Origin of the sequence: Thiohalocapsa sp. ML1 (assembly GCF_001469165.1) — a bacterium.
GTDB lineage: Bacteria > Pseudomonadota > Gammaproteobacteria > Chromatiales > Chromatiaceae > Thiohalocapsa.
Genome location: NZ_JABX01000031.1, coordinates 41,013 through 65,833, shown reverse-complemented (window position 1 = coordinate 65,833; position 24,821 = coordinate 41,013). Strand labels below are relative to the sequence as shown.

Annotated in this window: 24 protein-coding genes; 6 read left to right on the top strand and 18 right to left on the bottom strand. The window is 70.3% G+C overall.

The features are described from left to right. Positions 1–23: 23 nt before the first annotated feature. From ML01_RS18315 to sdhC, 8 genes are all read right to left on the bottom strand, one after another. On the bottom strand, positions 24–266 hold the full coding sequence (locus ML01_RS18315; protein WP_058556836.1) for a type II toxin-antitoxin system ParD family antitoxin: 243 nt from the start codon (positions 264–266) through the stop codon (positions 24–26). A 75-nt stretch (positions 267–341) separates the two neighbouring features. Continuing rightward, entirely contained in the window at positions 342–581 is a 240-nt protein-coding gene (locus ML01_RS29675) for a hypothetical protein (protein WP_162268049.1), read from the bottom strand. Positions 582–757: 176 nt separating this feature from the next. Next, positions 758–943 carry a hypothetical protein gene (locus tag ML01_RS30285; RefSeq protein WP_058556835.1) on the bottom strand — a complete coding sequence of 62 codons (186 nt, stop codon included), beginning with the start codon at positions 941–943 and terminating at the stop codon, positions 758–760. A gap of 43 nt (positions 944–986) precedes the next feature. Continuing rightward, entirely contained in the window at positions 987–1,286 is a 300-nt protein-coding gene (locus tag ML01_RS18305) for a succinate dehydrogenase assembly factor 2 (RefSeq protein ID WP_082674417.1), read from the bottom strand. A gap of 10 nt (positions 1,287–1,296) precedes the next feature. After that, positions 1,297–1,989, bottom strand: coding sequence for a succinate dehydrogenase iron-sulfur subunit (locus ML01_RS18300; RefSeq protein WP_058556834.1), 693 nt, complete (start codon positions 1,987–1,989; stop codon positions 1,297–1,299). 113 nt (positions 1,990–2,102) lie between these two features. Next, entirely contained in the window at positions 2,103–3,866 is a 1,764-nt protein-coding gene (sdhA, locus tag ML01_RS18295; protein WP_058556833.1) for a succinate dehydrogenase flavoprotein subunit, read from the bottom strand. Between the two features lie 23 nt (positions 3,867–3,889). Then, positions 3,890–4,234, bottom strand: a complete 345-nt coding sequence (gene sdhD / locus ML01_RS18290; RefSeq protein ID WP_058556832.1) for a succinate dehydrogenase, hydrophobic membrane anchor protein — start codon at positions 4,232–4,234, stop codon at positions 3,890–3,892. Next, positions 4,231–4,608: a succinate dehydrogenase, cytochrome b556 subunit gene (gene sdhC / locus ML01_RS18285; RefSeq protein WP_058556831.1), complete on the bottom strand. Its 378-nt coding sequence runs from the start codon at positions 4,606–4,608 to the stop codon at positions 4,231–4,233. The genes sdhD and sdhC overlap by 4 nt, the downstream gene beginning before the upstream one ends. A 259-nt stretch (positions 4,609–4,867) precedes the next feature. On the opposite strand from sdhC, the gene ML01_RS18280 reads away from it, so the two are divergent. Together ML01_RS18280 and ML01_RS18275 are read left to right on the top strand one after the other, a co-directional pair. Further along, complete coding sequence (locus ML01_RS18280) at positions 4,868–5,557, top strand: ComF family protein (protein WP_058556830.1); 690 nt, start codon at positions 4,868–4,870, stop codon at positions 5,555–5,557. A gap of 31 nt (positions 5,558–5,588) precedes the next feature. After that, entirely contained in the window at positions 5,589–5,906 is a 318-nt protein-coding gene (locus ML01_RS18275; RefSeq protein WP_058556829.1) for a hypothetical protein, read from the top strand. Positions 5,907–6,094: 188 nt separating this feature from the next. Here ML01_RS18275 and ML01_RS18270 read toward each other — a convergent pair whose 3' ends face one another. Together ML01_RS18270 and ML01_RS18265 are read right to left on the bottom strand one after the other, a co-directional pair. Next, the gene (locus ML01_RS18270; protein WP_156427821.1) at positions 6,095–6,559 is read right to left on the bottom strand and encodes a hypothetical protein; all 465 of its coding nucleotides are present in this window, start codon (positions 6,557–6,559) and stop codon (positions 6,095–6,097) included. Between the two features lie 423 nt (positions 6,560–6,982). Continuing rightward, positions 6,983–8,842, bottom strand: coding sequence for a phosphoenolpyruvate carboxykinase (GTP) (locus tag ML01_RS18265; protein WP_058556827.1), 1,860 nt, complete (start codon positions 8,840–8,842; stop codon positions 6,983–6,985). Positions 8,843–9,458: 616 nt separating this feature from the next. Between ML01_RS18265 and ML01_RS18260 the strand changes: the two genes are divergently transcribed. Next, positions 9,459–11,132: a hypothetical protein gene (locus ML01_RS18260; RefSeq protein ID WP_058556826.1), complete on the top strand. Its 1,674-nt coding sequence runs from the start codon at positions 9,459–9,461 to the stop codon at positions 11,130–11,132. A gap of 18 nt (positions 11,133–11,150) precedes the next feature. On the opposite strand, the gene rfbD is transcribed toward ML01_RS18260, so the two are convergent. The 5 genes from rfbD to ML01_RS18235 form a co-directional block, all read right to left on the bottom strand. After that, positions 11,151–12,053, bottom strand: coding sequence for a dTDP-4-dehydrorhamnose reductase (rfbD, locus tag ML01_RS18255; RefSeq protein ID WP_058556825.1), 903 nt, complete (start codon positions 12,051–12,053; stop codon positions 11,151–11,153). A gap of 65 nt (positions 12,054–12,118) precedes the next feature. Next, positions 12,119–12,625: a single-stranded DNA-binding protein gene (gene ssb, locus ML01_RS18250; RefSeq protein ID WP_058556824.1), complete on the bottom strand. Its 507-nt coding sequence runs from the start codon at positions 12,623–12,625 to the stop codon at positions 12,119–12,121. A 76-nt stretch (positions 12,626–12,701) separates the two neighbouring features. Then, positions 12,702–13,997 carry an MFS transporter gene (locus ML01_RS18245; RefSeq protein ID WP_082674420.1) on the bottom strand — a complete coding sequence of 432 codons (1,296 nt, stop codon included), beginning with the start codon at positions 13,995–13,997 and terminating at the stop codon, positions 12,702–12,704. A 223-nt stretch (positions 13,998–14,220) separates the two neighbouring features. Continuing rightward, positions 14,221–14,691 carry a ribonuclease HI gene (gene rnhA / locus ML01_RS18240; protein WP_058556822.1) on the bottom strand — a complete coding sequence of 157 codons (471 nt, stop codon included), beginning with the start codon at positions 14,689–14,691 and terminating at the stop codon, positions 14,221–14,223. Next, positions 14,681–15,460 carry a class I SAM-dependent methyltransferase gene (locus tag ML01_RS18235; RefSeq protein WP_058556821.1) on the bottom strand — a complete coding sequence of 260 codons (780 nt, stop codon included), beginning with the start codon at positions 15,458–15,460 and terminating at the stop codon, positions 14,681–14,683. The genes rnhA and ML01_RS18235 overlap by 11 nt, the downstream gene beginning before the upstream one ends. Positions 15,461–15,642: 182 nt before the next feature. On the opposite strand from ML01_RS18235, the gene ML01_RS18230 reads away from it, so the two are divergent. After that, entirely contained in the window at positions 15,643–16,752 is a 1,110-nt protein-coding gene (locus ML01_RS18230; protein WP_082674416.1) for a transglycosylase SLT domain-containing protein, read from the top strand. 374 nt (positions 16,753–17,126) lie between these two features. Continuing rightward, the gene (hrpB, locus tag ML01_RS18225; RefSeq protein ID WP_082674415.1) at positions 17,127–19,727 is read left to right on the top strand and encodes an ATP-dependent helicase HrpB; all 2,601 of its coding nucleotides are present in this window, start codon (positions 17,127–17,129) and stop codon (positions 19,725–19,727) included. Between the two features lie 45 nt (positions 19,728–19,772). Here the strand turns inward: hrpB and ML01_RS18220 are convergent, their stop codons facing one another. The 3 genes from ML01_RS18220 to ML01_RS18210 all read right to left on the bottom strand — a co-directional run bounded on the left by ML01_RS18220 (position 19,773) and on the right by ML01_RS18210 (position 23,787). Continuing rightward, on the bottom strand, positions 19,773–21,362 hold the full coding sequence (locus tag ML01_RS18220; protein ID WP_058556819.1) for a sensor domain-containing diguanylate cyclase: 1,590 nt from the start codon (positions 21,360–21,362) through the stop codon (positions 19,773–19,775). 691 nt (positions 21,363–22,053) lie between these two features. After that, on the bottom strand, positions 22,054–23,028 hold the full coding sequence (locus tag ML01_RS18215) for an ADP-ribosylglycohydrolase family protein (RefSeq protein WP_254045306.1): 975 nt from the start codon (positions 23,026–23,028) through the stop codon (positions 22,054–22,056). A 117-nt stretch (positions 23,029–23,145) separates the two neighbouring features. After that, on the bottom strand, positions 23,146–23,787 hold the full coding sequence (locus tag ML01_RS18210) for an HAD hydrolase-like protein (protein WP_058556818.1): 642 nt from the start codon (positions 23,785–23,787) through the stop codon (positions 23,146–23,148). A 27-nt stretch (positions 23,788–23,814) separates the two neighbouring features. On the opposite strand from ML01_RS18210, the gene ML01_RS18205 reads away from it, so the two are divergent. Further along, positions 23,815–24,621 (top strand): TSUP family transporter, encoded by an 807-nt coding sequence (locus tag ML01_RS18205; RefSeq protein WP_058556817.1) that lies wholly within the window; start codon positions 23,815–23,817, stop codon positions 24,619–24,621. The last annotated feature ends 200 nt before the right edge of the window (positions 24,622–24,821 follow it).

The window sequence follows — 24,821 nt, the reverse complement described above, 5'->3', positions numbered from 1 at the left end:
GGCGGTGAGCCGAAACGCGGGTATCAGTGTTCGGCTTCCGCGTCCAGCTCCGCGATCAAGTCGTCTAGGGAATACGCCGCGGGACCGCTCGCCGCACCCTCCTGCAACGCGCGCCGCAGGGCTTCCAGCCGCAGCTCGCGCTCCTCGAGCAATTGCAGGCCGGCACGCACCACCTCGCTGGCACTGCCGTAGCGGCCCGCGCGCACCTGGCGGTAGACGAAGTCCGCGCAGTGGTCGCCGAGATCGAGATCGACGTCTGGATTCATGACGCCCTCCTAAGGTGGGTCGTATCGGCCACTAGATTGCTTGACGGCGCCAAATGCTTGCAGATGAGTCAAATTTCACGACCACACGGCGTGGCAGGCAAAAGGGCCGAGGTCCACGACCTCCGGGTCGGCTCCGCACTCGCGACAGCGGTGCATCCGCCGTGTTGACCTGGAGGTCAACACTCCAGTCCAACACCCGCCAACACCGCGGAACCAGCCGGCGCGGCTGACTGGGATCGCCGGCTTTCCAGCCGGCTCGGCGCCGACGCGGCTCGATGCCGCGTCGGCGGCGTCCGGGCTGATCAGAGAGCACATGCGCAGTCGTCCGCCCGGCGGCGCGGCGTGGGCAAGCCCGGCTCCCGCGCCGCAAATCGCGCGCCGGGGGCATCGAGCCCCCGGCGCGCGCAGCCGGCTGAAAGCCGGCGCTCCCAGTCCGTGCCGACGCGGTGTCGAGCCCGCTTGTCGGGCATACCTCCGTTTGAGAGCATTTTTTACCGTTCATCCGCAACTTGCGATGGTCCGACCCCGAGCTTTGCCTGCCCATCCGCATAGCTACCATCTGCCGCTTGCGCCCCACGATGGTCCTTGAAGAGCCCGACCACCCCTCCGCCGGTCTGCAAGCGCGGCTGGTAGAGGGTGAGATAGAGCCGGTCGATGCCATCGATGTCCAGCCCCACAGAGCTCCCGTCTGCAAAAATCGGCGCCCAGCGCGGCACCGTGCTAAGCCCGCATCGCTTGCTGAATCCGCACCACCAGCCGCCGCAGCGGCGCGTCCGCGGGCACCGCGCGGCCCATGAGCCAGTCGTGAATGATTTGGTCCTGGTAGCCGAGGAAGCGGACGAAGTCGGTGCGCCCGGCGGGGTCGAGCTCGACGAAACCGGCGTCGAGGAAACGGTTCAGCAGCAGGTCCAGCTCCAGCATGCCGCGCCGGCATTGCCAGCGCAGCCGCGAGACCTCGGCGGCTAGGCTTGGGTCCAGTTTCGGGTTCAAGCTCGGGTCCAGGCGGTCGGCTCGGTCCATCGGCGCGGCCTCAGATGGACTTCTCCAGCATCAGGTCCTTGATCTTGCCGATCGCCCGGGTCGGGTTCAGGCCCTTCGGACAGACCTCGACGCAGTTCATGATGGTGTGGCAGCGGAAGAGCTTGTACGGGCCTTCAAGGGCGTCGAGGCGCTCATCGGTGGCCTGATCGCGGCTGTCGGCGAGGAAGCGCCACGCCGAGAGCAGCGCCTGCGGGCCATGGAACTTCTCGGGGTTCCACCAAAACGACGGGCAGGCCGTCGAGCAGCAGGCGCACATGATGCACTCATACAGCCCGTCGAGCTTGTCGCGATCGGCCGGCGACTGGCGGATCTCCTGCTCCGGCAGCGGCTCCTTGCGGATCAGGTACGGCTGCACGTTGCGGTACTGCTCGTAGAACTGGGTCAGGTCGACCACCAGGTCGCGGATCACCGGACGCCCGGGCAGCGGGCGCACCTCGATGGGCCGCTTCAGCTCCGCCACCGCCGTCACGCAGGCGAGGCGGTTCTTACCGTTGACGTTCATGCCGTCGGAGCCGCAGACGCCCTCGCCGCAGGAGTGCCTGAAGGTAAAGGTTTCATCTTGTTCCTTGATGGCCAGCAGCGCCTCGCGCAGCATCATGCCGGGCTGCTCAGGGACTTCGAAGGTCTGCATGCGCGGCTTGGAATCTTGGTCCGGGTGATACCGGTAGACGGAGATTTGCATGGGGGTTCGCTCAAATATTAGGCGGCAGCGCGAGGGGCCAGGGCCAAGGGCCGAGGGCCAAGGACCAGAGCCAACGGCGGGTCTTCCCTCGGCCCTCGGCCCTCGCCCCTTCTTCAATAGACTCTGGCTTTAGGCGGAAAGCTCTCCACCGTCAGCGGCTTGGTGCGCACGGGCTTGAAGTCCATGCGGTCGCCGTCGCGTGAATACAGGCTGTGCTTCATCCAGCGCTCATCGTCGCGCGCCGGGTGGTCGATGCGCGAATGAGCACCGCGGCTCTCCTGCCGGGCGTGCGCCGACATCAGCGTCGCCATGCCGACATCGACCAGATTGTCCAGCTCCAGCGCCTCGATGCGGGCGGTGTTGAAGGTCGGGCTCTGGTCCTTGAGCCGCGCGTGCTCGACGCGCTCCCGGAGCGCTTTCAGCTTCTCGACGCCGACGGCCATGGTGTCGTCGTCGCGGAACACGCCACAGTGGTCCTCCATCAGCTTGCGCAGATCGGCCTTCACCGCGGCGACGGTCTCCCCTTCGCCCTTGCGCTCCCAGCGGGCGAGGCGCGTCACGGCGGGCTCCAGGTCCGCCTCGCGCAGGGGCCGGTGGTTCGGGTTCTCGGCGACGTACTGCAGGATGTCGGTGCCGGCGGCGCGGCCGAACACCAGGATGTCCAACAGCGAGTTGCCGCCGAGCCGGTTCGCACCGTGCACCGAGACACAGGCGCACTCGCCGGCGGCGTAGAGCCCGGGCACGACCTCCTCCGGCCCGTGCCGCGCCGGCGCCACGACCCGCGCGAAGCGGTCGGTCGGGATGCCGCCCATGGCGTAGTGGGCGGTCGGGAACACCGGGATCGGCGCCTTGGCCGGATCGATGCCGAGAAACACGCGGCAGATATCCGTGATGCCGGGCAGGCGGTGATGCACCACCTCGGCGCCCAGATGATCGAGCTTCAGCATCACGTGGTCTTTGTTCGGGCCGCAGCCGCGACCCTCGCGGATCTCGGTGACCATGGAGCGAGCGACCACATCGCGGCTCGCGAGATCGAGCGCGCGGGGTGCATAGCGCTCCATAAAGCGCTCGCCGTCGCCGTTGATCAGATAGCCGCCCTCGCCGCGGGCGCCCTCGGTGATGAGCATGCCCTTGCCGGCGACGCCGGTCGGGTGGAACTGGTAGAACTCCATGTCCATCAGCGGCACGCCGGCGCGCAGGGCCATCGCCATGCCGTCGCCGGTGTTGATGAAGGCGTTGGTGGTGGTGCGGAACACCTGCCCATAGCCGCCGGTGGCGATGAGCGTCGCCTTGGCCTCAATGACCAGGGTCGCGCCGGTCTCGATCTCCAGCACGAGCGCGCCGAGCACGGCGCCCTCCTCGTCCCGGATCAGATCGATGGCGAAGAACTCGTCGAAGAAGTGCGTGCGGGCACGGACGTTCTGCTGATACAACGTGTGCAGGATGGCGTGGCCGGTGCGGTCAGCCGCGGCGCAGGTGCGCGCGGCCTGATCGCCGCCGAAGTTCTGGCTCTGCCCGCCGAAGGCGCGCTGGTAGATGGTGCCGTCGTCGAGCCGGCTGAACGGCACGCCCGCGTGCTCCAGCTCATAGACGGTCGGGATGGCCTCGCGGCACATGTACTCGATGGCGTCCTGGTCGCCCAGGTAGTCCGAGCCCTTGACGGTGTCGAACATGTGCCAGTGCCAGTCGTCCGGGAACACGTTGGCCAGCGCGGCATTGACGCCGCCCTGCGCGGCCACCGTGTGCGAGCGGGTCGGGAAGACCTTGGACACCACGGCCACGCGCAGGTCCGCGCTGGCGAGCCGTAGTGCCGCGTTGAGGCCGGCGCCGCCGGCGCCGATGATGAGTGCGTCGAACTTCCGATGCGGAATCGTCATTGTTTGCTGATCCCCTGACCGCGTTATTGGAATGCACGCGCCGCGATGACGGCCTGCGCTGCCCACAGCCCCGAGGCCAGGAACACGAAACCCACCAGTGTCAGCGCCGTGGCACGCAACGCGATGGGCTTCATGTAATCCATGAACACGTCGCGGATGCCGACCCACGCATGCGCGAGCAGAATCGGGATAAACAGCAACAAGCCAAGCGCCACCCACGGGCTCGCCACCCAGGCCACTAGCGCGGCGTGGTCCGCGGGCGGGGCCAGCGAGAAGCCGAGCGCGAGATACACGCCGAAGAGTGCGACATAGACGGCCGTCACCCGTTGCAGAAACCAGGCCTTGAGTCCCGATGCGCGTCGGCTCACAGCAGCATCCCCCCTGCCACAAGCACCGTCAGCACGAGCGCGGCGATGAGGGATGTCCAGGCGCTGCGGCGTGCGGTGGGTAGATCGACGCCCAGCCCCAGGTCGATGAGCAGGTAGCGGATGCCGGCGATGAGGTGATGCAGCAGCGCCCAAGCCAGCACCAGCAGTCCGAGCTGGACCAGCGGGTTGCCGAGGAAAGCCGCCGACGCGGCGAAGCCCTCGGGGCTGGCCAGCGCCTGCGCGAACAGCCACGCGAACAACGGAATGGCGACCACCATCATCACGCCGCTGATGCGATGCAGGATGGAAACGACGCCGGGCACCGGCAGTTGGATGCGCCAGAGCTCCAGGAAGACGGGTCGATGCGGTGTCATGCTTTCCTCGCGCGTCACGGCCGCCTAGGGCTAGTGCGGCCGTTGGTGGTGAGACCGCGCTCGGCGCGGTTCGTTTGATCTTGTGCTGCCCCCTCGGGCCGGTCAGTGTATCCGCTCGTTCGGGCTGGCGAGCCGTCATCGATCAAGCCCCGGCGGACGCTGCCGACCGATTGTGCGGTGCAGCAGACTATAACCGGATGGGCCGCATCACAAGGGTTGGCGTGCAATAGTCAGCATCCCGACAGTCGATAGGAGACCGATGCTCAAGCTGATCTTCCCGCCCACCTGCATCCTCTGCGGCGCCGCCGGCGACGACGGGCTCGATCTCTGCCGTGGCTGCCGTGCGGACCTGCCCGTGCTCGGCGTCGCCTGCACACGCTGCGCCCTGCCCTTGCCGGATGCGGTGCTTGCAGGTGCCGGCGAGGACGCGCTGCTCTGCGGCGGCTGCCGCCGCAAGCCGCCCCCGTTTCAGCGCGCACACGCGGCCTTTCGCTACGAGCAACCTTTGCCGACGCTGGTGGGCGCGTTCAAGTTCCGCGGCCGGCTCAACACGCTGCGATTACTGGGCCTGCTGCTCGCCGAGGCCGTCGCCGACGCCGACCGGCCGGACGCCATCGTGCCGGTGCCGCTGCACCCGCGCCGGCTGCGCCAGCGGGGCTATGATCAGGCGCTGGAGCTGGCGCGCGTGGTCGGCCGTCGCCTAGACCTGACGGTGCTCGACGCCGCCCTGCGCACCCGCGCGACCCCGCCGCAGAGCGCGCTGGAAGCCAAGGCGCGCAAGGTGAATCTGCGCGGGGCCTTTCGCGTGACGGCCGAGCTCGGCAGCGCCCATGTCGCCGTGCTGGATGACGTCGTCACCACCGCCAGCACCGTCGGCGAGCTGGCAGGGGTGCTGCGCGCGGCCGGCGCCGGCCGCGTCGATGTCTGGTGTGTCGCGCGCACACCCTGAGCCGACCCGACAACCGAGCTTGGAGAGAGCCATGAAGTTCCCGCAGCTCCCCATCGGCAGCCGCTTCACCTGGCAGGGCGAGCGGTACTGCAAGTCGGGGCCGATGACGGCCACCGTCGAGGGCTCCGGTGCCACGCGGATGGTCCCCCGCAGCGCAGTAATTGCGCCGGCGGACGCCACGGACGCTGGCAGCACGGAGCCGCGCGAAACGTCCGTGGAGGCCGCGCTCGCCGCGCTGGCGAATCGCCTGGAGGCCTACGCCGATACGCTCCCTGCGGACGCCCGGGCGGGTCTGCGCGCCGCGCTTGATGAGGCCGTCGCCGCCTTTCGCGCAACCTTCGCAGGTTAAGCGAAGATGTTAAAGGCGCTTTCAGGCAAACGGGCCGAGGTCCGAGGGCCAAGGGAGCCCTCCGCGGCCCTTGGCCCTCGGCCCTTTGATTCACGACGCTCCGTGTCCTGGTTGGTCTGCGGCTCTGCCTCGCTAGACATCGCTTCGGGGGTGTATCAGTGGTTCTTGACCGCTGCCTAAGCCCGGCGTCAGCGGACAGGCGGCGCCGGGCGGTCGGTGCCCTCGTAGACGACCCAGCGCCCCCCGTCGCGGCGCAGCTTGAGCTGCATGTAGGACTCTAGCCCCCACAGGCCACCTTCGCCAAAGGCCGGCGGCGTCGGAAACCAGACCAGCGCGAAGCTCGGCAGCAGCTCCGCGACCTGCACCTGCGCCGGCACCCAGGTGGCGAGGTCACCGTCGCCGGTCAGCACATGCTCGGTCATCGCGCTCGCGAGGTCCGGGCTAAATCCCTGCCGGAAGTGCTCGTAGATGGCCGCCCGGGTCCGAAACCGCGCCGGGTCGCGCCACACCTCGGCCTCCAGGCCGTAGGCGAAGCGCACCGCCGCGACCACCTCCTCGACCCGATCACCGGCCGACACCACGGCCGCGAGCCCGAGCCAGAGCCAGCCCATGAGCCATGGGTGCGGTCGGTTGCGGGCCGAAGCGGTGGGCATCGCGGAACGGGGCAGAGCCGAGGGGCAAGGTGCGGGGAACAAAGGTGCGGGGAACAAAGGTGCGGGGAACAAAGGCGCGGATGCGGGGAACAAGAATGCGGGGAACAAGGATGCGGGGAACAAGGATGCGGGGACTAGAAGTGCGCCGCCGGGCAAGACGGCGCGCCGTGGAACAGCCGCGAGAGTCTAACGGACAGGCTCAGCGATTGGATACGAGCCATAATCCTGGCTGATCCACGTTGAAACCGCCCGACAGCCGGACTCGGGCGACCCACACTCACCGTGTAAGCAAGAGCGCAGACAACTCGAGTTTCAACCGGGCGTCGGACGCGGGGCACGTCGGGATCGGGATCGAACCGAGTGCCAACCGATCCTGATCCCGATAGCGCAGCGCACGACTCGTCGGTCTGAGGCGAAGCCTCGTTAGCCAACGGCGCGCGACAGGTCCCACAGCGCCGGGGAGTGATACAGCCGCGCGAGCTGCAGCTCCCGCTCCAGCTCCATCTCGTGAGGCAGATGATCGCCGAAGCGGGTCAGGAGCTCTTCCTGATCCACCGTCTCCTGCCGCGCGAGCTCCTTATCGATGTTCATGATTGAGAAGAATCGCTCCTTGCTGAACGCGAGCCCTTCCCAGTGCAGGTCGTCCCAGCCGGGCAGCAGACCGAGCGGGCTCTCGATGGCGGACGCGCGCCCTTCGCAGCGGTCGATGACCCATTTCAGCACCCGCATGTTCTCGCCGAACCCGGGCCAGACGAACTTGCCGTGCTCGTCCTTGCGGAACCAGTTGACGCGGAAGATGGCCGGCGGCGTGGCGACGTTCTGCCGACCCATGCGCAGCCAATGCCGCCAATATTCGGCCATGTTGTAGCCGCAGAACGGCAGCATCGCCATGGGGTCGCGGCGCATGGCGGCCTGGCCGATGGCGGCGGCGGTGGCCTCGGAGCCCATGGTCGCGGCCATGTAGACGCCGTGCTCCCAGTTGTAGCTCTGAAACACGAGCGGGAAGTTCCGGCTGACGCGCCCGCCGAACAGGAAAGCGCTGATGGGCACGCCGGCCGGGTTCTCCCACTCCGGGTCGATGCACGGACACTGGCTCGCCGGCGCGGTGAAGCGGGCGTTCGGATGCGCGGCGGGGCGTCCGCAGCCCGGTGTCCAGCTCTCGCCCTGCCAATCGATGAGGTGCTCCGGCGGCTCGTCGGTGAGCCCTTCCCACCAGATGTCGCCGTCGTCGGTCAGCGCGCAGTTGGTGTAGATCGCGTTGGCCTTGAGCGACGCGATGGCGTTCGGGTTGGATTTCTCATTGGTGCCCGGCGCGACGCCGAAGAAGCCGTACTCGGGGTTGATGGCGTAGAACCGGCCGTCGGCGGGGTTGGGCTTGATCCAGGCGATGTCGTCGCCGACGGTGGTGACCTCCCAGCCGTCGAAGCCCTTGGGCGGGATCAGCATCGCGAAGTTGGTCTTGCCGCAGGCGCTCGGAAAGGCGCCGGCCACGTAGTGCTTCTTGCCCTCGGGGGACTTCACGCCGACGATGAGCATGTGCTCGGCGAGCCAGCCCTCGTCGCGCGCCATGACGGAGGCGATGCGCAGGGCGAAGCACTTCTTGCCGAGCAGCGCGTTGCCGCCGTAGCCGCTGCCGAAGGACCAGATCTCGCGCGTCTCCGGGAAGTGCGTGATGTATTTGTCCTCGACGTTGCCGGCACAGGGCCAGGGCACGTCCTGCTCGCCGGGCGCCAGCGGTGCACCAACGCTGTGCATGCAGGGCACGAAGTCACCGTCCGCGCCCAGCACGTCCAGCGCCGGCTGGCCCATGCGGGTCATGATGCGCTGGTTGACGACGACGTAGGGCGAGTCGGTGATCTCCACGCCGATGTGCGCGATGGGCGAGCCGAGCGGCCCCATGCTGAACGGAATCACATACATGGTGCGCCCGCGCATGCAGCCCTCGAAGCGCTCGTTCAGCTTTGCGCGCATCTTGGCCGGCGCCATCCAGTTGTTGGTCGGCCCCGCGTCCTCCTCGCGCTCGGAGCAGATGAAGGTCCGGTTCTCGACCCGCGCGACGTCGCTCGGGTGGGAGCGCGCGAGATAGCTGTTCGGGCGCTTGTCCGGGTTCAACCGGACGAAGGCGCCGGCCTGCACCATGTCCTCGCACAGGCGGTCGTACTCGGCTTGGGTGCCGTCGCACCAGTAGATGCGCTCCGGCTTGCACAGCCGGGCCATCGCGTCGACCCAGTCGAGCAGCTTAGGGTTCTGGCTACGGCTCGCGCCGTCGTGGGTGGTGGTCATGGTCGTGATCTCTCCCTTTGCGGGGCTTGAGGCCGGGGCGAACCCCTTTGGCGCATGTGCTCAGGTTACCGGGATGAGAGCGGCCTGCGCGACACAAGCCGCCCCTTCGCTGATCCGGGACAAGTTGTCTCCATGCGGCGAACAGCCCCCGGCGGGGCCCTGCCGCAACGCTGAACGACCTTGCGGAGAATGCTTACAGTCTTTAAGCAAATAGCGAGCCATCAGCGCCAGGGCACCCATGAAGCCATCGCCGAGGCATGGGATAATGCGTCGGCGAGGCACGGCCTCAGACCAACCCAGGTACGGAGCGTCTTGAACCAAGGGCCGAGGGCCGAGGGCCGAGGAGGGCTCCCTTGGCCCTCGGCCCTCGGCCCTTTTCCCTTAAAGCCCCTTGTCGCAGTAAAACTCGCCTCATCTGCAAGCATTTGGTGCCGCTAAGCAATCTAGCGAGTCAGAACCTTAGATCAACCAGGGTACGGAGCGTCGTCATGCGCTGCCCGCTCGTTAGCGCATTGAACCAAGGGCCGAGGGCCAAGGGCTGAGGAGGCCTTCCTTGGCCCTTGGCCCTCGGCCATTTTGCCTTCTAGCGCCTTTTCGCAATCTAGTCACGCCTGCCATGTCCATTGCCGCCCGGGTCGCCGCCGCTCTGTTCATCTGCGCACTGCTGCCGAGCGCGAGCGTGTTTGCGGCCCCGATCCTGCCAACCCGCGCCGTCAATGCGGCGCTGGTGCAGGAGGCCGCCGTCGCGCGTTTCCAGCAGCACGCGGATGCGCGCGCCCGCGACTACGAGCGCACGCAGGACATCTCGCCGCGGCAGCTCCTCGTGCTGCTTGAGGTCGCCGAGCGCACCGACTACAGCCTGGGCCAGTTGCTCGCCACCGGCGAGCACGAGAGCGCACACACATGGAACGACTTCGTACGCCCGCCCTTGCGCGGCGGGCGGGTCGGCGTCGCCGCCGGCGTCTGGCAGTTCCAGCCCAAGACCTTCGAGCGGGTGCTGCACCTATACGGCGAGGAGCTGCTCGCGCTCACCGCGCCAGACCCAGAGGCCGGCCGTCGGCGCCTGAGCTTGAGCTTCGGCCCCTTCTGCGACAGCCACGTCCGCCTGATTATCCAGGACACGATGGACGGGCTGCGCGACGCGGACGACCAGGAGCTCAAGCTCCTGCGCCACAACTTCACCGTGCTGGCGATCGCCAAGTACTTGTTAAGCAAGGACTCGGGCGCACGGGACCCGGTGGAAGACTATCTGTTCCACTTCCTCGGGCCCAGCCAGGGCCGGCGCATCCTGACCCTTGCACGCGGCGCCGACCGCAACACCCGTACCGTCAAGCCACCGCCGCCACCACCAGCGCCACCGGCACCCGCCCTGGCCGCCCCGCGACCCGCAGACGCCCTGCCCGGCCGCCCGGAGCTGCTGCTGGAGCTGGCGCCGCGGGGCTACGTGGAGCTCAGACCCGGCGCCGGCCCGCCGCCGGGCGCCCGCATCGCCGACCCGCTGCTGCAACGCCCGGGCGCGCCGCCGCCGCAGCCGGTGCGCGCCGCACCGCCGCCGCCCGCGTGGCCCGCACCCCATGGCTTTGCGCACGACTCGCCCGTGGTCACCAGCAATCTCGGGATGTTCTACCGCGACGGTCGGGGTCGGAGCGACCCCTACACCTGGGCCGAGTTCCTGGACCACCTGTCCCGCCGCGTCAAGGCGGACCAGCAGCCAAAGCTAGTGCGCGCCAAGTACGGCGTCGGCTTCTACCTGGAGGGCGGCGACCTGCCGGATTGGGACTTCGACCCCAAACGCCCCGGCGCAACGCTGGACCTACTGCTGGAAGACGGCACCCGGCTGCCGATGCCGAAGGCGCAGTTGACCGCACCGCTGACGGTAACGGAGATGCGTGACTACCAGCGCCGGCTCTTCACGCTTGTCGGGCTGGGGCAGGACCACCCGACTCCGCTGCTGAGCGACGCGGCGGCGCGGACGCTTGAGCGCCTGGGCCTGCTCAAGCCGCCGGCAGGTGCCCCCACGCGGGGCGGCAACGCACCGGTCGCGCTGCTCGCGGTGGACATGGGGCCCGGTTTCGGCCACATGCTGCGCACCGACACGCCGGAGGTGCGGGAGGCGCTGCACGCCTTCCGCGAGCTAGTCGGCAAGGCACCGCCGGATGACCCGGCCGTGGCGGACCTCGTGCTGCCTGCGGAGCAGGTGGCGCTCGAGGTCTACGGCCGACGCATCGCGCGCTGGATCAGCGAGCAACAGAGGGCTGCGGCCGAGGCGGACGACGCTCCCGGCGGCTGAGCCTGCGCCTGCCCGCGCTCAACGCTGCGCGGGCAGGTCCTCGATGCACATGGCCAGCGACTGGCGCCAATCCGGCAGCGTCAGGCCGAAGGTGGTGCGGAACTTGGTCGTATCGAGCACCGAATAGGCCGGCCGCCGGGCTGGCGCCGGGTATTCGCTGGTGGGGATCGGCTTGATCTCGCAGTTGTGGCAGCTACCCTCGCGGATTGCGTCCGCGAAGCCGAACCAGGACACGGCACCGGAGCTGGTGACGTGATAGAGCCCCTTGACCTGCTTGATGTCCACGGCACCGGTGAGCACGGCGTGCAGCACCTGCGCCGTCACCTCCGCGAGCATCCGGCTCCAGGTGGGTGTACCCACCTGATCGTCTACGATTCGTAACTCATTGCGCTCGCGGAACAAGTTCAGCATGGTGAGTAGGAAATTGCGCCCGCGCACGCCGTACACCCAGGCCGTGCGAAGCACCAGCGCATCGGCGTCGGAGTCCAGCAGCGCCAGCTCCCCGGCCAGCTTGGTCTTGCCGTAAACGCTCATCGGTTCCGGCGCGTCGTCCTCGCGATAGGGCCGGTCCGTGCGCCCCGAGAAGACGAAGTCCGTCGAATAGTGCAGCACCGGCACGTCGGCGCCGGCGGCCAGCTCCGCGAGCACGTGCACCGCGTCCGCGTTGATGGCCTGCGCCAGCTCAGGCTCGCTCTCGGCCTTGTCGACGGCGGTGTAGGCGGCGGCGTTGACGACGACGTCGGGCGCGGTCTCGTTGAAGACCCGGCGCACCGAGGATGCGTCCAGCAGGTCGATGGCCGGCCCCGCCGTCCCGGCCATGGACGCGGGGATGACATGGCCCACCGGGGCCAGCGTGCGGCGCAGCTCCCAGCCCACTTGGCCGTCGGAACCGATGAGCAGAATGCGGGGCACGTCGGACATGATGCGGCAGCCTATGGTCGCGGTTGAGTACACGGCGGGCGGCGCCCGCCGTGCGGCAGAGGAGATCAGAACGGGATGTCGTCGTCGAAGCCGGAATCACCCGGAAAGCCGCCCTCGGCGGCGCCGCCGCCACCGCCCATGGGCTCCGGCGCTTGATCCTGCTGCGGCGGCGCGGTGCCGTAGGTGGGACCCTGGCCGGGAGCGCCTTGGGCGGTGCCGGCGCTGCGGCTGTCCAGAAACTGCAGGCTGCTACCCAGTCCGCCGACGACGACCTCGGTCGTGTAGCGATCCTGGCCCTCCTGGGTTTGCCATTTGCGCGTGCGCAAAGCGCCTTCAACGTAGACCTTCGAGCCCTTGTGCAGATACTGCTTGGCGAGCTCCGCCACCTTGCCGCGCAGAACCACACGATGCCATTCGGTGCGCTCGCGCGGCTCGCCGGTCGTCTTGTCGCGCCAAGAGTCGCTGGTGGCGACACTGATATTCGCAACCGCATCGCCGTTTGGGAAATAGCGAACGTCCGGGTCGGCCCCCAGGTTGCCGACGATAATCACCTTGTTGACGCTGCCAGCCATGCGAACCTCCATTCAGTCTGTGGAAGTGCGATGTGCGCTTGCCGCCGTCGCACCTGACTCGGCGCAGCCCGGCGACTCAGGCCCCGGCCGCCGCGGCCGTCAATCTTGCCCAATCAACTCTCCGATTGTCCACTTTCAGATGCGCCACGCCCTCATCCAGCGCGATCACGGCCTCCTCCACCCCCGGCACGGCGAGTAGCCGCTCGCGCAGACCGGGCAGCGCCGCCGCCGGCAGCTCCCCCACCGGCAGCAGATGCCTCGCGAGCTGCCCAGGCGGGCGCAGCGTCGCCGCCACCATGAGCCACACGAACGCCGCGCCGGCACCGACGAAGTACACGGCGGTGGGTCCGAAGCGCTCGTGCGCGAGGCCGCCGAGCAGCCCGCCGAGAAAGGCGCCGAAGAACTGGGAGCTGGCGAACACCCCCATCGCCGTGCCCTTAGCGCCGGCGGCGGCGGCCTTCGACACCAGCGACGGCAGCACCGCCTCCAGCAGGTTGAACACCGTGAACATCACGGTGAGGAGCCCGATCAGCACCCAGAGGTCGGCGGGCATCAGCGCGAAGCCGAGCAGCGCCAGGGATAAGGCGCCGGCCGAGCCGAGCAGCACGGAGCGCACCCGCCCCGCGCGCTCGGCGACGATGACGAAGGGCACCATCAGTGCAATGGCCGCGAGCACCACGGGCAGGTACACCTGCCAGTGCCGAGCCGCCGGCAGCCCCACATCGGCGAGGGTCAGCGGCAGCACCACGAACAGGCTGACCATGGTGAGGTGCAGCAGAAAGATGCCGGCGTCGAGCCGCAGCAGCGTGCGGTCCGCCAGCACGCCGCCGAGCTGATCAAGCACCGGCTGCGAGTCGCGATGCATGGCCGAGCGCGCCGGCGTCGGCACCACCTTCGCCAGCAGCCACATACCGAACAGCGCGAAGCCGCCGGTGAGCCAAAAGATGCCGGACACCCCGATGAGCCCGCCCAGCACCGGCCCGAGCACCAGCGCCGCGGCAAAGGACAGCGCGACGCTGATGCCGATGGCGGCCATCGCGCGGGTGCGCACGCTCTCCCGGGTCAGATCCGCCGTCAGCGCGATGACCGCCGCCGCCACGGCGCCGCTGCCCTGCAGCGCGCGACCGATGATGACCCATTGGATGGAATCGGCGAGCGCCGCAACGACGCTGCCGACGGCAAAGAGCACGAGCCCGGCATAGATGACCGGCTTGCGGCCGATGCGGTCCGACAGGAGCCCGAACGGGATCTGCAGCAGCGCCTGCGTCAGGCCATAGGCGCCGATGGCCAGCCCAACCAGGAGCGGTGTCGCGCCGGTGAGGTCGTGCGCGTAGAGCGCAAACACCGGCAGTACCATGAAAAGCCCGAGCATGCGCAGCGAAAAGATGCCGGCGAGCCCGGCGGCGGCGCGACGCTCAAGGGCGGTGAGCGATGGGATCTCGGTCCCGGCGGTCGATCTCTGCAAGGCGATGGTCCTCGGGTCAGGCGGCAATCGGAGCGCCGCCCGCGGCTGCGGCGGTATCCGAGCGGGCGGCTATGTTATCAGCTCCAGGCCCCGCTCCCGGCGCCGCGCGCAGCAGCCCGGCGCGTACCCGTCAGCGCCGCTTCGGGATGCCCCGATTGGCGAGCCGGTCGGCGTGCTCGTTCTGCGGATGCCCGCTGTGGCCCTTGATCCAGCGCCAGCGGACCTGGTGCGGCGCGAGCGCCTGATCGAGCCGCATCCAGAGGTCTTGGTTCTTCACCGGCGTGCGCTCGCGGGTCTGCCAGCCGTTGCGCTTCCAGCGCGGCATCCAGCGCTCGACGCCGTCCTGCACATAACGCGAGTCCACGTGCACGACCACCGCCGCCGGGCGCGTCAGCGCCTCCAGCGCCTGGATCACGGCCATCAGCTCCATGCGGTTGTTGGTGGTATGGGCCTCGCCGCCGCAAAGCTCCTTTTCATGGCTGCCCCAGCGCAGGAGTACACCCCAGCCGCCCGGGCCGGGATTGCCCTTGCAGGCGCCATCGGTGTAGATCTCGACGGCGCGCGCGGCGGCGCCTGCGCCTTGCGCCGAATCAGTCGCCACGGTCGCGCCTCACCGTCGGCTCCGCGCGGCGACCGGGCAACAGGGCCGGCGGGCGCGTCCACGCCGGCCGCAGCGAGGTCGGCGCGGGCACGCGCTTCACAGCGCGCACCGCATACACCCCGCCGAGCAGCGGCCACCAGCTTGCGCCGGCCGGCTCGAGCCAATCCAGCCGCGGCGCCAGCGCCCGGCGCAGCGGCGGGCGGAATACCAGCATCTCGCGCGTCTCCAGCGTGAAGCCGAGCACCCTCAGCCAATCGCCGACGCGAAACGGCGTGAGCTGTGCACCGCACCAGGGCACCCGGCGCCCGCGGCGCACCAGCCGCGGCCACCAGCGCGCCAGCCCCCAGGTGCTCAAGGGATTGAAACAGAACACGATCACCCGCCCCTCCGGGATCAGCACCCGCTCCACCTCGCGCAGGATGTCCGGTGCCTCGACGCAGAAGTCGAGCGTGTGCGGCAGCACCACGGCATCGACACTCGCCGTCGCCAGCGGCAGCGCCCAGGGCAGGGCCCGCAGGCCGATGCCGTCGGCCGCCGTCGCATCCACGCGAGCACCGAGCACCACGCGTTGGCGAATGCGGCAGGTGGCCGCCGCTTCTGCGAACTGCGCCGGCGCGCCGAACTGCACCAAGTAATGACCAAAGCTGTCGGCCAAAAGCCGCTCCAGGCACACCGCCTCCGCATGAGCGACGTAGCGGCCGAGCGGCGTCCGATACCAATGGCCGATGGTGGCGAGCGGGTCGTCGTGCGCGGCGCCGCGGGGGGTCATGCTGCAGCCTCGGGCAACAGAGCGATGGCACCGCTCGTCGGCTGGATGCCCAATCGGGCCACCAGGTTGTTGCTCAACGGGTTTTCGGGCGTGGCAATCATTGGGGAAATCCCGTACACTCCAGTGCGTCTATAAAACAATGACTAAGCATACCAACCTCGCAACCTGCTCAAGTATTCGCCATGCGCCAGACGAAACCGAACCCTGCAGGCCCCGCGCCGACCCACCCGACACGGCGCCGGCCCCTGCCGGCCGTGATGCTCCTTTTGCTGCCCGCGCTGGCCTGCCTGCTCCCCGGCTGCGCATCCAATCCTGAGTCCCGCAACGCCCGCGCCGACGAACCCAGCTCGGTCTCCGCGCTGCAATACGGTTACGTCCGTCCAGCCGCCGACGTCGAGGTCATCGGCCGTGGCGCCCGCCGCAGCTATGCCGGGCGCAACAGCGATGATCTCTGGGATCGGGTCCGCCGCGGGCGCAGCATGGGCATCGCTCACCACCCACGCGTCGAGCAGATGGCCCGCCGCATGGCGAGCAATCCCAACTATCTTAACGACCTCAACCGCCGCGCGCGCCCCTACCTGCACATGATCGTCGATGAGCTGGAGCGCGCCGGGCTGCCGGCCGAGCTCGCGCTGCTGCCCGAGATCGAGAGCCGCTACAACCCGCGCGCCGTCTCGCCGAAGGCCGCCTCCGGCATGTGGCAGTTCATGCCCTACACCGGGCGCGAAATGGGGCTTGCGCAGAACGGTGCCTACGACGGCCGCAACGATGTGCTCGCCGCCACCCGCGGCGCTATCCGTTACCTCAAGCAACTGCATGGCGAGATGGGCGGCGACTGGGCGCTGGCGCTGGCCTCCTACAACTGCGGCCCCGGCTGCGTGCGCAAGGCCATGCGCGCGCACGGCTCCAGGGACTTCTGGAAGCTGAGCCGCCTGCCCGCCGAGACCGAGAACTACGTGCCGAAGCTCCTCGCCGTGCTGGCGCTGGTGGAGCAGCCGACGCGCTACGGCCTGAACATGCCGAAGCTGCCGAACGCCCCGGAGCTGGAGGTGGTCTACGCCTCGCGCAGCATCTCGCTGGCCGAGGTCTCGCGGCACAGCGGTGCCTCGATGCAGCAGCTCCGCGACCTGAACCCAGGCCTCAAGCTCGGCCAGACGCCGGTGACGGGTCCGCATCGGGTACTGGTGCCCGTCGGCAACGGCGACAAGCTGCGCCGGGCGCTGACCAAGGCCGGCAAGCTCGGCGGGCCAAGCCTCGCCGACGCGCGGCGCGCGCGCAGCGGCGGGAGCTGACGCAACGCCCGCCGCCGCGCGCCTGGCCGGCGGCGGCTGACTTGCTGCTCGCGCCGTGCCGCCCGGGACGGCGGCGCCGAGGGGCAAGGGCCAAGGGCCGAGGGCCGAGGGAGCCATCCCCGGCCCTGGGCCTTAGTTAGTTCTGCACGGCGCGCTGGACTGGCCAGGTGCGTCGGGATCGGGCCGGATCGGTCGCCACTCGGTTCGATTTCGATAGCGATTTCGATGTCGATTTCGATAGCGGTATCGTTGAGCACTACTCGTCGGTCCGAGGCGTAGCTTCGCTGGTCCTTTGATCCGACCAGCGCGACCTTCCGCGGCGGCAGGCCGCCGTCAAGGCGCAGCGTTCTTCGAGCCTACGCGCATCGGCACCGATGCCAAGCCACACACTCCCGCCCATCAAGCCTCTGCCGCCGGGTCCTGTCCCGCCGCCGCCGGAACTCCGCGCCGGCGCACACGCAACGCTGCCCATCGACCCGGTCCTGCCCCGGCTCGCCGAAGCCCTCGGCCGCGGCCACGCCGTGCTGACGTCACCCACGGGCTCCGGCAAGACCACGGGCGTACCGCTCGCGCTGCTCGACGCCCGCTGGCTCGCCGGCCAGGCCATGCTGATGCTGGAGCCGCGCCGCCCCGCCGCGCGCATGGCCGCCGCGCGCATGGCGGCGGTGCTCGGCGAGGAGGTCGGCGCCACCGTCGGCCATCAGGTGCGCTTCGAGCGGCGCATCGGCCCCGCGACCCGCATCCAGGTGGTCACCGAGGGCATCCTCACCCGCCGCATCCAGGCGGACCCCGAGCTTTCGGGCATCGGGCTTCTGATCTTCGACGAGTTTCACGAGCGCAGCCTGAACGCCGACTTGGGGCTCGCGCTGGCGCTCGACGCCGCGGCATTGCGCGAAGATCTGCGCATCCTGGTCATGTCCGCGACGCTCGATGCCGCCGGCGTCGCGACCCTGCTCGGCGGCGCCGCCGGCCCCGTGCCCGTCATCGAAGGCCAAGGCCGCAGCCATCCGGTCGGCATCCGCCATGTCGAGCGCACGCCGGAGCACCCCGTCGCCGCCATGGCGCCGGCCATCCGCACGGCGCTCGCCGAGCACGCGGGCGATGTGCTTGCCTTCCTGCCCGGCGCCGGCGAGATCGCCCGCGTCCAGGCGGCGCTTGCGGACCTCGCCGGCATCGACGTGCTGCCGCTGCACGGCAGCCTGCCGCTCGCCGAGCAGGACCGGGCGCTGCGCCCGCGCCCGGGCGGCCCGCGCCGGGTCGTGCTCGCGACGGACCTCGCCGAGACCTCGCTCACCATCGAGGGCATCGGCGTCGTCGTGGACTCCGGCCTCACCCGCAAGCCGCGCTGGGAGCCCGGGCCCGGCATGACACGGCTGGTCACCGAGCCCATCGCCCAGGCCTCCGCCGAGCAGCGCGCCGGTCGCGCCGGGCGCTTGGGGCCGGGCCATTGCATCCGGCTCTGGACCGAGGCCGAGCAGCGCCGCCGCCCGGCGCAGCGCCCGGCGGAGATCATGGACGCCGACCTCGCCCCGCTGGTGCTGGAGCTAGCGCTCTGGGGCGTCTCGGACCCGCAAGCGCTGCGCTGGCTGGACCCGCCGCCGGCCGCGTCCTGGTCCCGCGGTGCCGCGCTGCTGAAGGATCTCGGCGCGCTGGACGCGACCGGCGGCATCACGGCGCTCGGCCGGCGCATGGCGGCGCTGCCGACGCACCCCCGGCTCGCCGCGATGCTGTGCCGGGCGCCGGCGGCCGGGCAGGCGCTGGCCTGCGACCTCGCCGCGCTGCTCACCGAGCGCGACCCCCGGATCGGCGGCGACGGCGGGCCGCGGGCGGTGGACCTGCAGCCCGGGCTCTCGGCGCTGGCGGCCAAGCGCGAGCGCGGCGCCCGCGCGGATCTGCGCGGCTTCGATCCCCGCCGCCTCGCGGCCGTGGAGCGCGCCGCGGCGCAGCTCCGCCGGCTGCTGCCGGAGCCGCAAGAACCCGGCGCGCCGGACGCTCCGACCCACGCCGCCGCGCTGCTCGCCCTGGCCTATCCGGACCGCATCGCACAGAACCGCGGGCGCGACGGGCGCTTTCTGCTCGCCGCCGGTACCGGTGCCGCGCTGCCGCCGAACGATGCGCTGGCTGTCGCGCCCTACCTCGTCATTGCCGATCTGGACGCCGCCCGCGGCGACCATCGCATCCGCGCCGCGCTGGCGATGCGCCGCGCCGAGCTGCAAGCCCTGTTCGCCGCACGGATCGAGACCCGCGAGCAGCTCGGCTGGGACGCCGAGCGCGGCGCCGTCGCCGCCCGCCGCGAGACGCGCTTAGGCGCGCTGGTGCTCGACGCCCTGCCCGCCCCCATCGAGGATCTGGATGCCGCGCTCGCGCTGCTGCTCGCGGCGGTCGGCCAAGACCTCGCGACCGGCCTCACCTGGAGCGCCGCCGCCCGCCAGCTCCAGGCCCGGGTCGCGCTCGCCCGCCGGCTGGAGCCCGACGCCGATTGGCCGGACCTGGCCGACGCCGCCCTCGCCGACCAGCTCCCGAACTGGCTCGGCCCCTGGCTCACCGGCAAGACCCGGCTCGCCGACGCCCGCGCGCTGGACCTGATCGAGGTGCTGCGCGGCGCCCTCGGCTGGGAGCAAGCCCGGCGGCTCGACGAGCTCGCGCCGGTCAAGCTCGCCACCCCCGCCGGCACCGAGCGCCCCATCGACTATGCGGACAGCTCCGGCGAGCCGGTGCTCAAGGCGCCCATGCAGGAGCTGTTCGGCGCCGCAACGACCCCCGCCATCTGGCACGGCCGCCAACCGCTCACGCTGCACCTCCTCTCCCCCGCCGGCCGCCCGCTGCAGGTGACCCGCGACCTTGCCGGCTTCTGGCGCGGCGCCTATGCAGAGGTCCGCAAGGAGATGCGCGGGCGCTATCCGAAGCACCACTGGCCGGAAGACCCGGCCGCATCGCCGGCGGTCAAGGGCGGGCTCAAGCGGCATCTGGGTTGACGGCGGTCCGACGCAGCAGCCTCGCGGGCAGGGGCACATCGGGCGTCAGTCCGCCCCGGACGGCTCCGCAATCTGCGCACTGAGCCCCGGCGGCAGGCTGCCGTCGGTGGGCGGGTCCGCGTCGATGATGCGGTTGCGGCCGGCGCGTTTGGCCCGATACAGCGCGCGGTCGGCGCGCCGAAGCACCTGCACCAGGGTCTCGCCGGGCCGATGCTCGGCGACGCCGCCGCTCAGGGTGACGACGATCTCGCGGTCTTCCCAGCGCACGCCGTGGTGCTGCACCAGCAGTCGCAGCCGTTCCGCAAGCCGCAGGGTCGCCCCGGGGACCGGCTGAACGTGGAATATGGCCAGCTCCTCGCCGCCCAAGCGCACCGCGAGGTCGGTGGCCTCGCACTGGCCGCGGACCAGGTCGCCGAGCTCGGCGAGCAGGCGGTCACCGGCCAGGTGCCCGAAGCGGTCGTTGATGCGCTTGAAGTGATCCAGGTCCAGGATCGCGACGCCGAAGGCGGCCGCCGGGTCGCGGTCGTGGCGCGCGATGAGGCGCGGCAGCGACTCGTTCATGTACATGCGCGAGTAGAGCCCGGTGAGGGGGTCGCGGATGGCCGCGGCGAGCACCCGGCGCTGGTAGATCTCGCGCAGCAGCACGAGCAGCACCAGCGCCGCCGCCAGGAGCCCGAGCAGCGCGCCGAGCAGCGCATGCGCCCAGATGGTCTCGGCGGAGTCCACCACCGGCACCAGCACCCGCAGCCGCCAGTGTGCCGTCGGCAGGGTCTGGTCGCGGCTCACCATCTCGTCCGGTTGCAGGAGGGACAGGCGCGGCGCAGCGCGGTGTACGCTCGGCAGCAGCGTCAGGGGCTCGTCGGCATAGGCGCCGCTCACCGCCAGCGCGGCCCGGGTCGCGACCGGGAGCGGCGCCAGGGTCCGGTAGCGCCAGCGCGGGTCCGTGCTGATGAAGACGACGCCGTCCGCGTCCGCCAGCAGCACCGTGGCACGGATGCCGAGCGCGCCATGGCCCGGCAGGGCTCGGGCGAGCTCGGCGAGCTGCCGCTCCAGCTCCGTGAGGCTCACCTTCGCGGCGATGACGCCGATGTTCCGGGGGCCGACGCGGATGGGGCGTGCCAGGTAGTAGCCGAGCTTGCCGGTGCTGAGGCCGATGCCCACGAACCGCCCGGTGCCGCCCGCCAGCGCATCGCGAAAGTACGGGCGCTGCGCGTAGTTCTCGCCGACGAAGCTGCCGGGGCTGTCCCAGTTGCTCGCGGCAACGACGTGCCCCTCGCGGTCCAACGCATAGGTCACGTCCGCCAGCACCCGCTTGTTGATCTGCGCGAGCCGGTGGTTGGCGGCGGCGATGCGCCGCGGGTCATCGGGCGCCTGCAAAGCCTCAGCGACGCAGGGAAACAAGGCCGCAATGTCCGGCAGGAGCTCGTAACGGTCGAGCAGCGCGCGCGTCTGCACGGCGGCGACGGCGAGGTGCGCCTCGGCATGGGCGTATGCGTCCCGGCGCGCCTGCTGCACGCCCCACCAGCCGCCGAGGCCGGCCCCGAGCACCCCCGCGAGCGGCAGCCACAGCAACGCCGGTATGCGGAGCGCACGCAGCGAGCCGCGGCGGAAGCTATGCAGTCCGTTCCGGAACATCGGGGTTCTCCAGCCGCGCGCTCGGGGCCAATGGGGAGGGAGTATAGAGGCTGCGGGCGAAGGACTAAGGACTAAGGACTAAGGACTAAGGACTAAGGACTAAGGACTAAGGACTAAGGACTAAGGACTAGGGACTAGGGACTAAGGACTAAGGACTAAGGACTAGATTGCTTGACGGCGCCGAACGTTTACAGTTGAGTCAAGTTTCGCGACGACACGGCGGTTGCAGGCCACAGGGCCGAGGGCCGAGGACCCCGGACCAAGGGAGCCCTTCGTAAACGTGGTCGTCATCGAACCTTTCGCGGTGTTGACGGGTGTTGATGGCTGTTGACTGGAGTGTTGACCTCCAGGTCAACACGGCGACAGAGCGCGATGTTGCGTGTGCCGAGCCGACCTGGAGGTCGGCTCTCCGGCCCGGCTCCGGCGCCGGCGCGGCTGACTGGGATCGCCGGCTTTCCAGCCGGCTCGGCGCCGGCGCGGCTCGATGCCGCGTCGGCGGCGTCTGGGTCGATAAGAGGGCGCATGCGCAGTCGTCCGCTCGGCGGCGCGGCATGGGCAAGCGCCCGGCTCCCGCGCCGCAGATCGCGCGCCGGGGGCATTGAGCCCCCGGCACGCGAAGCCGGCTGAAAGCCGGCGCTCCCAGTCCGTGCCGGCGCGGTGTCGAGCTCTCCTAGCCCCTAGCCCCTAGCCCCTAGCCCCTAGCCCCTAGCCCCTTCCCCCTAGCACCCTCCCCCAACCGATCAGCGAAATCGAGGATCAGCTCCGCCGCGGCGATGCACTCCCGCCATGTCTCTGGGATACCGTCGATGCCGTGGTGGGCGCCGGCGAGCTGGCCGTAGATGGCGCCGGTGGTGTCGGCGTCGTCGCCTAAGTTGACGGCCGCAAGCGCCCCTTCGACAAAGCTGTCGGTGGTCGCGAAGGCCCAGAGGGCGGCCTCCAGCGCGTCGACGACGTAGCCGGTGCCGCGGATGGCAGGCGGCGCTTTGGCACGGAAGGAGCCGGCGGCGACGGCGGCGACCTCGGGGCACAGCGGGTCTCGGTCCCAGAGGCCGGGCACGGGGCTGAAGCGCGGTGCGAGCAGGCGTTCTTTAGGCTCGCCGTGCAGCGCGCCGACGATGAGCGCCGCCATGTAACGGCAAGCGTCGATGCAGGTGCGCGCGGCGTGCGTGGTGCGGGAGCTGTCTGCGGCGCGGGCGATGGCCATTTCCGGCTCCGCGGCCCAGCGCATGGGCACCGGGCCTAGGCGCATAAGGCTGCCGTTGCCGGCGCTACGCGGGTGGTCGCTGCCGGCGAAGGGGTCTTGCGTCTGCCGGAAACGTGCGAGCGCGGCGCCGACGGTGTTGCCGATGTCGAAGCAGCGCCCGGTGCTGCTCAGGTGCCCCTCGTCGCGCCAGCGCAGGTAACGCCGCATCTGGTCGGCCGCGTCGAAGCCGCCCTGCTCGATGAGGCTCTCGGCGAGGCAGAGCGCCATGGAGGTGTCGTCGGTCCATTGTCCGGGTTGCAGCCGGAAGGGGCCGCCGCCCAGCATGTCCGTGATGGGCGTGAAGCTGCCGGGGGGCTTGAACTCCAGCGTTGTACCGAGCGCATCGCCGGCGGCGAGGCCCAGCAGGCAGCCGCGGAAGCGGGCGGGGTCGAGGGGGCGCAGGCTCGGGTCGGTGGTGGTCACGGTTGCTCCGCTGGGCTGGGGGCGCAGGGGCACACGATAGCGCGGTGTGGACAGGTTTGCAGGGGCGTTTGGGCGGTTGTCGGGCGGGTCGTCGGCGGGACACCGACAGGCCGGAAGTCAGGGGGTCAGGCGGGTGGCGATGTCGTGGATGTTGTCGAAGAACAGGTCCGGGCGCGCGCGTTGAAGCGCCTCCGGGCGGTTGTAGCCCCAGCCGACGGCGCCGGCGCCGACGCCGGCCTTGCGGGCGGCCTCGATGTCGCGGAGCTCGTCGCCGATGTAGAGCACCTGCTCAGGCGCGACGCCCGCCGCCCGCTGCATGCGCAGCAGGCGCACGCCCTTGCCGTGGATGGACGCGCCGGTCTCGAGCCGCCGGATGCAGCGCAGGCAGGCGGGGCCGAGCACTCGGCGCACGTTCTCCGCGCTGTTCGAGGTCGCGATGCCGAGCTCGATGCCGGCGCCCTGTAGCCGCCCGAGCATGGCGTCGACACCGTCGAAGCGCCGGATGGCGTCGATGTCCGCCGTCATGCGCCGGCGCAGGTCCGCGGCTACCAGCGGCAGCTTCCACGCGGGGACGCACAAGTGGCGTAGGATCTCCCGCGCGCTTTGCTGCCGTAGCCGCTCCGACTCGCCGGGCGCCACGGGCTTGAAGCGCCAGCGCGCGGCGACGGCGTTCAGCTCCGCCGCGAGCCACGGGAAGCTGTCCGCGAGCGTGCCGTCGAAGTCGAAGATCACGAGCCGGTAGCCCGCCCTGCTGTCCAATTCACCGCCCTCTGCTGGTTGTAGACAATGGAAACCTTGGAGCTCGCCGCCCTGCTGTTCGGCATCGCACTGGTCGCGGGCGGCATCGATGCGATGGCCGGCGGCGGCGGGCTCATCACGGTGCCGGCGCTGCTGTGGGTCGGGCTCTCGCCGGTGGAGGCGCTGGCGACCAACAAGGCCCAGGCCGTCTTCGGCTCCTTCGCGGCGACGGCGCGCTTTCTGCGCGCCCGGGCCATTGACCTTCGCGCCGCCGCGCTGGCCGTGGTCTCTACCTTTGTCGGTGCGGCCTTGGGCGCCGTGGCCGTGCAGGTGCTGGCGCGGGATCTGCTGGCGGGGCTGGTGCCGCTGCTCCTGATCGGCTTTGCGCTGTATTTCCTGTTCTCGCCACGGGTGTCGGACCTGGACTCGCGCCGGCGCATCGGCGATGTGCTGTTTGCGCTGACGGTGGGCAGCGCGGCGGGCTTCTACGACGGCTTCTTCGGCCCCGGCACCGGCACCTTCTTCGCGATCGGTTATGTGGCGCTGCTCGGCTATAACCTGCGGCGTGCGACCGCCCATGCCAAGCTCTTGAACTTCACGAGCAACCTGGCGGCGCTGATCTTCTTCATCCTCGGCGGCCAGGTGGTCTGGGCCATCGGGCTAGCCATGGCCGCCGGGCAATTCATCGGCGGCTGGCTCGGCGCACATCTGGTGCTGGCCCACGGCGCGCGGCTCGTGCGCCCGGCGCTGGTGGCTGCTTCGCTGGCCGTGTCCGTGCACCTGCTGTGGCAGCAGTATGCGCCAGGCGCAGCGGCCGAGGCGCCGACCAGCGAGGCGAAGCCTCAGAACGACTAGGACGCGGAGCACTTGCTTGCGCAATCCATTCGTCGCCGCAGGTGAACCAAGGGCCAAGGGCCGAGGGGGCTCCCCTTGGCCCTTGGCCCTCGGCCCTTGCAGTCAAAGCCGTGTCGGCCGGGAGGCCGACACTCCGGCCGGGCGCTCGCGCTCCGGCAGGCGGCCCCCTTGCACAGCCCCGGCGGAGCATGCACATTACT

Bases quoted from the DNA above. Each gene is read 5' to 3' on its own strand.
- sdhC (WP_058556831.1), bottom strand. From the start codon at position 4,608: ATGACACCGCATCGACCCGTCTTCCTGGAGCTCTGGCGCATCCAACTG.
- ML01_RS18315 (WP_058556836.1), bottom strand. From the start codon at position 266: ATGAATCCAGACGTCGATCTCGATCTCGGCGACCACTGCGCGGACTTC.
- ML01_RS18280 (WP_058556830.1), top strand. From the start codon at position 4,868: ATGCTCAAGCTGATCTTCCCGCCCACCTGCATCCTCTGCGGCGCCGCC.
- ML01_RS18300 (WP_058556834.1), bottom strand. From the start codon at position 1,989: ATGCAAATCTCCGTCTACCGGTATCACCCGGACCAAGATTCCAAGCCG.
- hrpB (WP_082674415.1), top strand. From the start codon at position 17,127: ATGCCAAGCCACACACTCCCGCCCATCAAGCCTCTGCCGCCGGGTCCT.
- ssb (WP_058556824.1), bottom strand. From the start codon at position 12,625: ATGGCTGGCAGCGTCAACAAGGTGATTATCGTCGGCAACCTGGGGGCC.
- ML01_RS18275 (WP_058556829.1), top strand. From the start codon at position 5,589: ATGAAGTTCCCGCAGCTCCCCATCGGCAGCCGCTTCACCTGGCAGGGC.
- rfbD (WP_058556825.1), bottom strand. From the start codon at position 12,053: ATGTCCGACGTGCCCCGCATTCTGCTCATCGGTTCCGACGGCCAAGTG.
- ML01_RS18245 (WP_082674420.1), bottom strand. From the start codon at position 13,997: ATGCTCGGGCTTTTCATGGTACTGCCGGTGTTTGCGCTCTACGCGCAC.
- ML01_RS18260 (WP_058556826.1), top strand. From the start codon at position 9,459: ATGTCCATTGCCGCCCGGGTCGCCGCCGCTCTGTTCATCTGCGCACTG.
- ML01_RS18270 (WP_156427821.1), bottom strand. From the start codon at position 6,559: ATGCCCACCGCTTCGGCCCGCAACCGACCGCACCCATGGCTCATGGGC.
- ML01_RS18235 (WP_058556821.1), bottom strand. From the start codon at position 15,460: ATGACCCCCCGCGGCGCCGCGCACGACGACCCGCTCGCCACCATCGGC.
- ML01_RS18205 (WP_058556817.1), top strand. From the start codon at position 23,815: ATGGAAACCTTGGAGCTCGCCGCCCTGCTGTTCGGCATCGCACTGGTC.
- ML01_RS18230 (WP_082674416.1), top strand. From the start codon at position 15,643: ATGCGCCAGACGAAACCGAACCCTGCAGGCCCCGCGCCGACCCACCCG.
- ML01_RS18265 (WP_058556827.1), bottom strand. From the start codon at position 8,842: ATGACCACCACCCACGACGGCGCGAGCCGTAGCCAGAACCCTAAGCTG.
- ML01_RS18305 (WP_082674417.1), bottom strand. From the start codon at position 1,286: ATGGACCGAGCCGACCGCCTGGACCCGAGCTTGAACCCGAAACTGGAC.
- sdhA (WP_058556833.1), bottom strand. From the start codon at position 3,866: ATGACGATTCCGCATCGGAAGTTCGACGCACTCATCATCGGCGCCGGC.
- ML01_RS18220 (WP_058556819.1), bottom strand. From the start codon at position 21,362: ATGTTCCGGAACGGACTGCATAGCTTCCGCCGCGGCTCGCTGCGTGCG.
- ML01_RS29675 (WP_162268049.1), bottom strand. From the start codon at position 581: ATGTGCTCTCTGATCAGCCCGGACGCCGCCGACGCGGCATCGAGCCGC.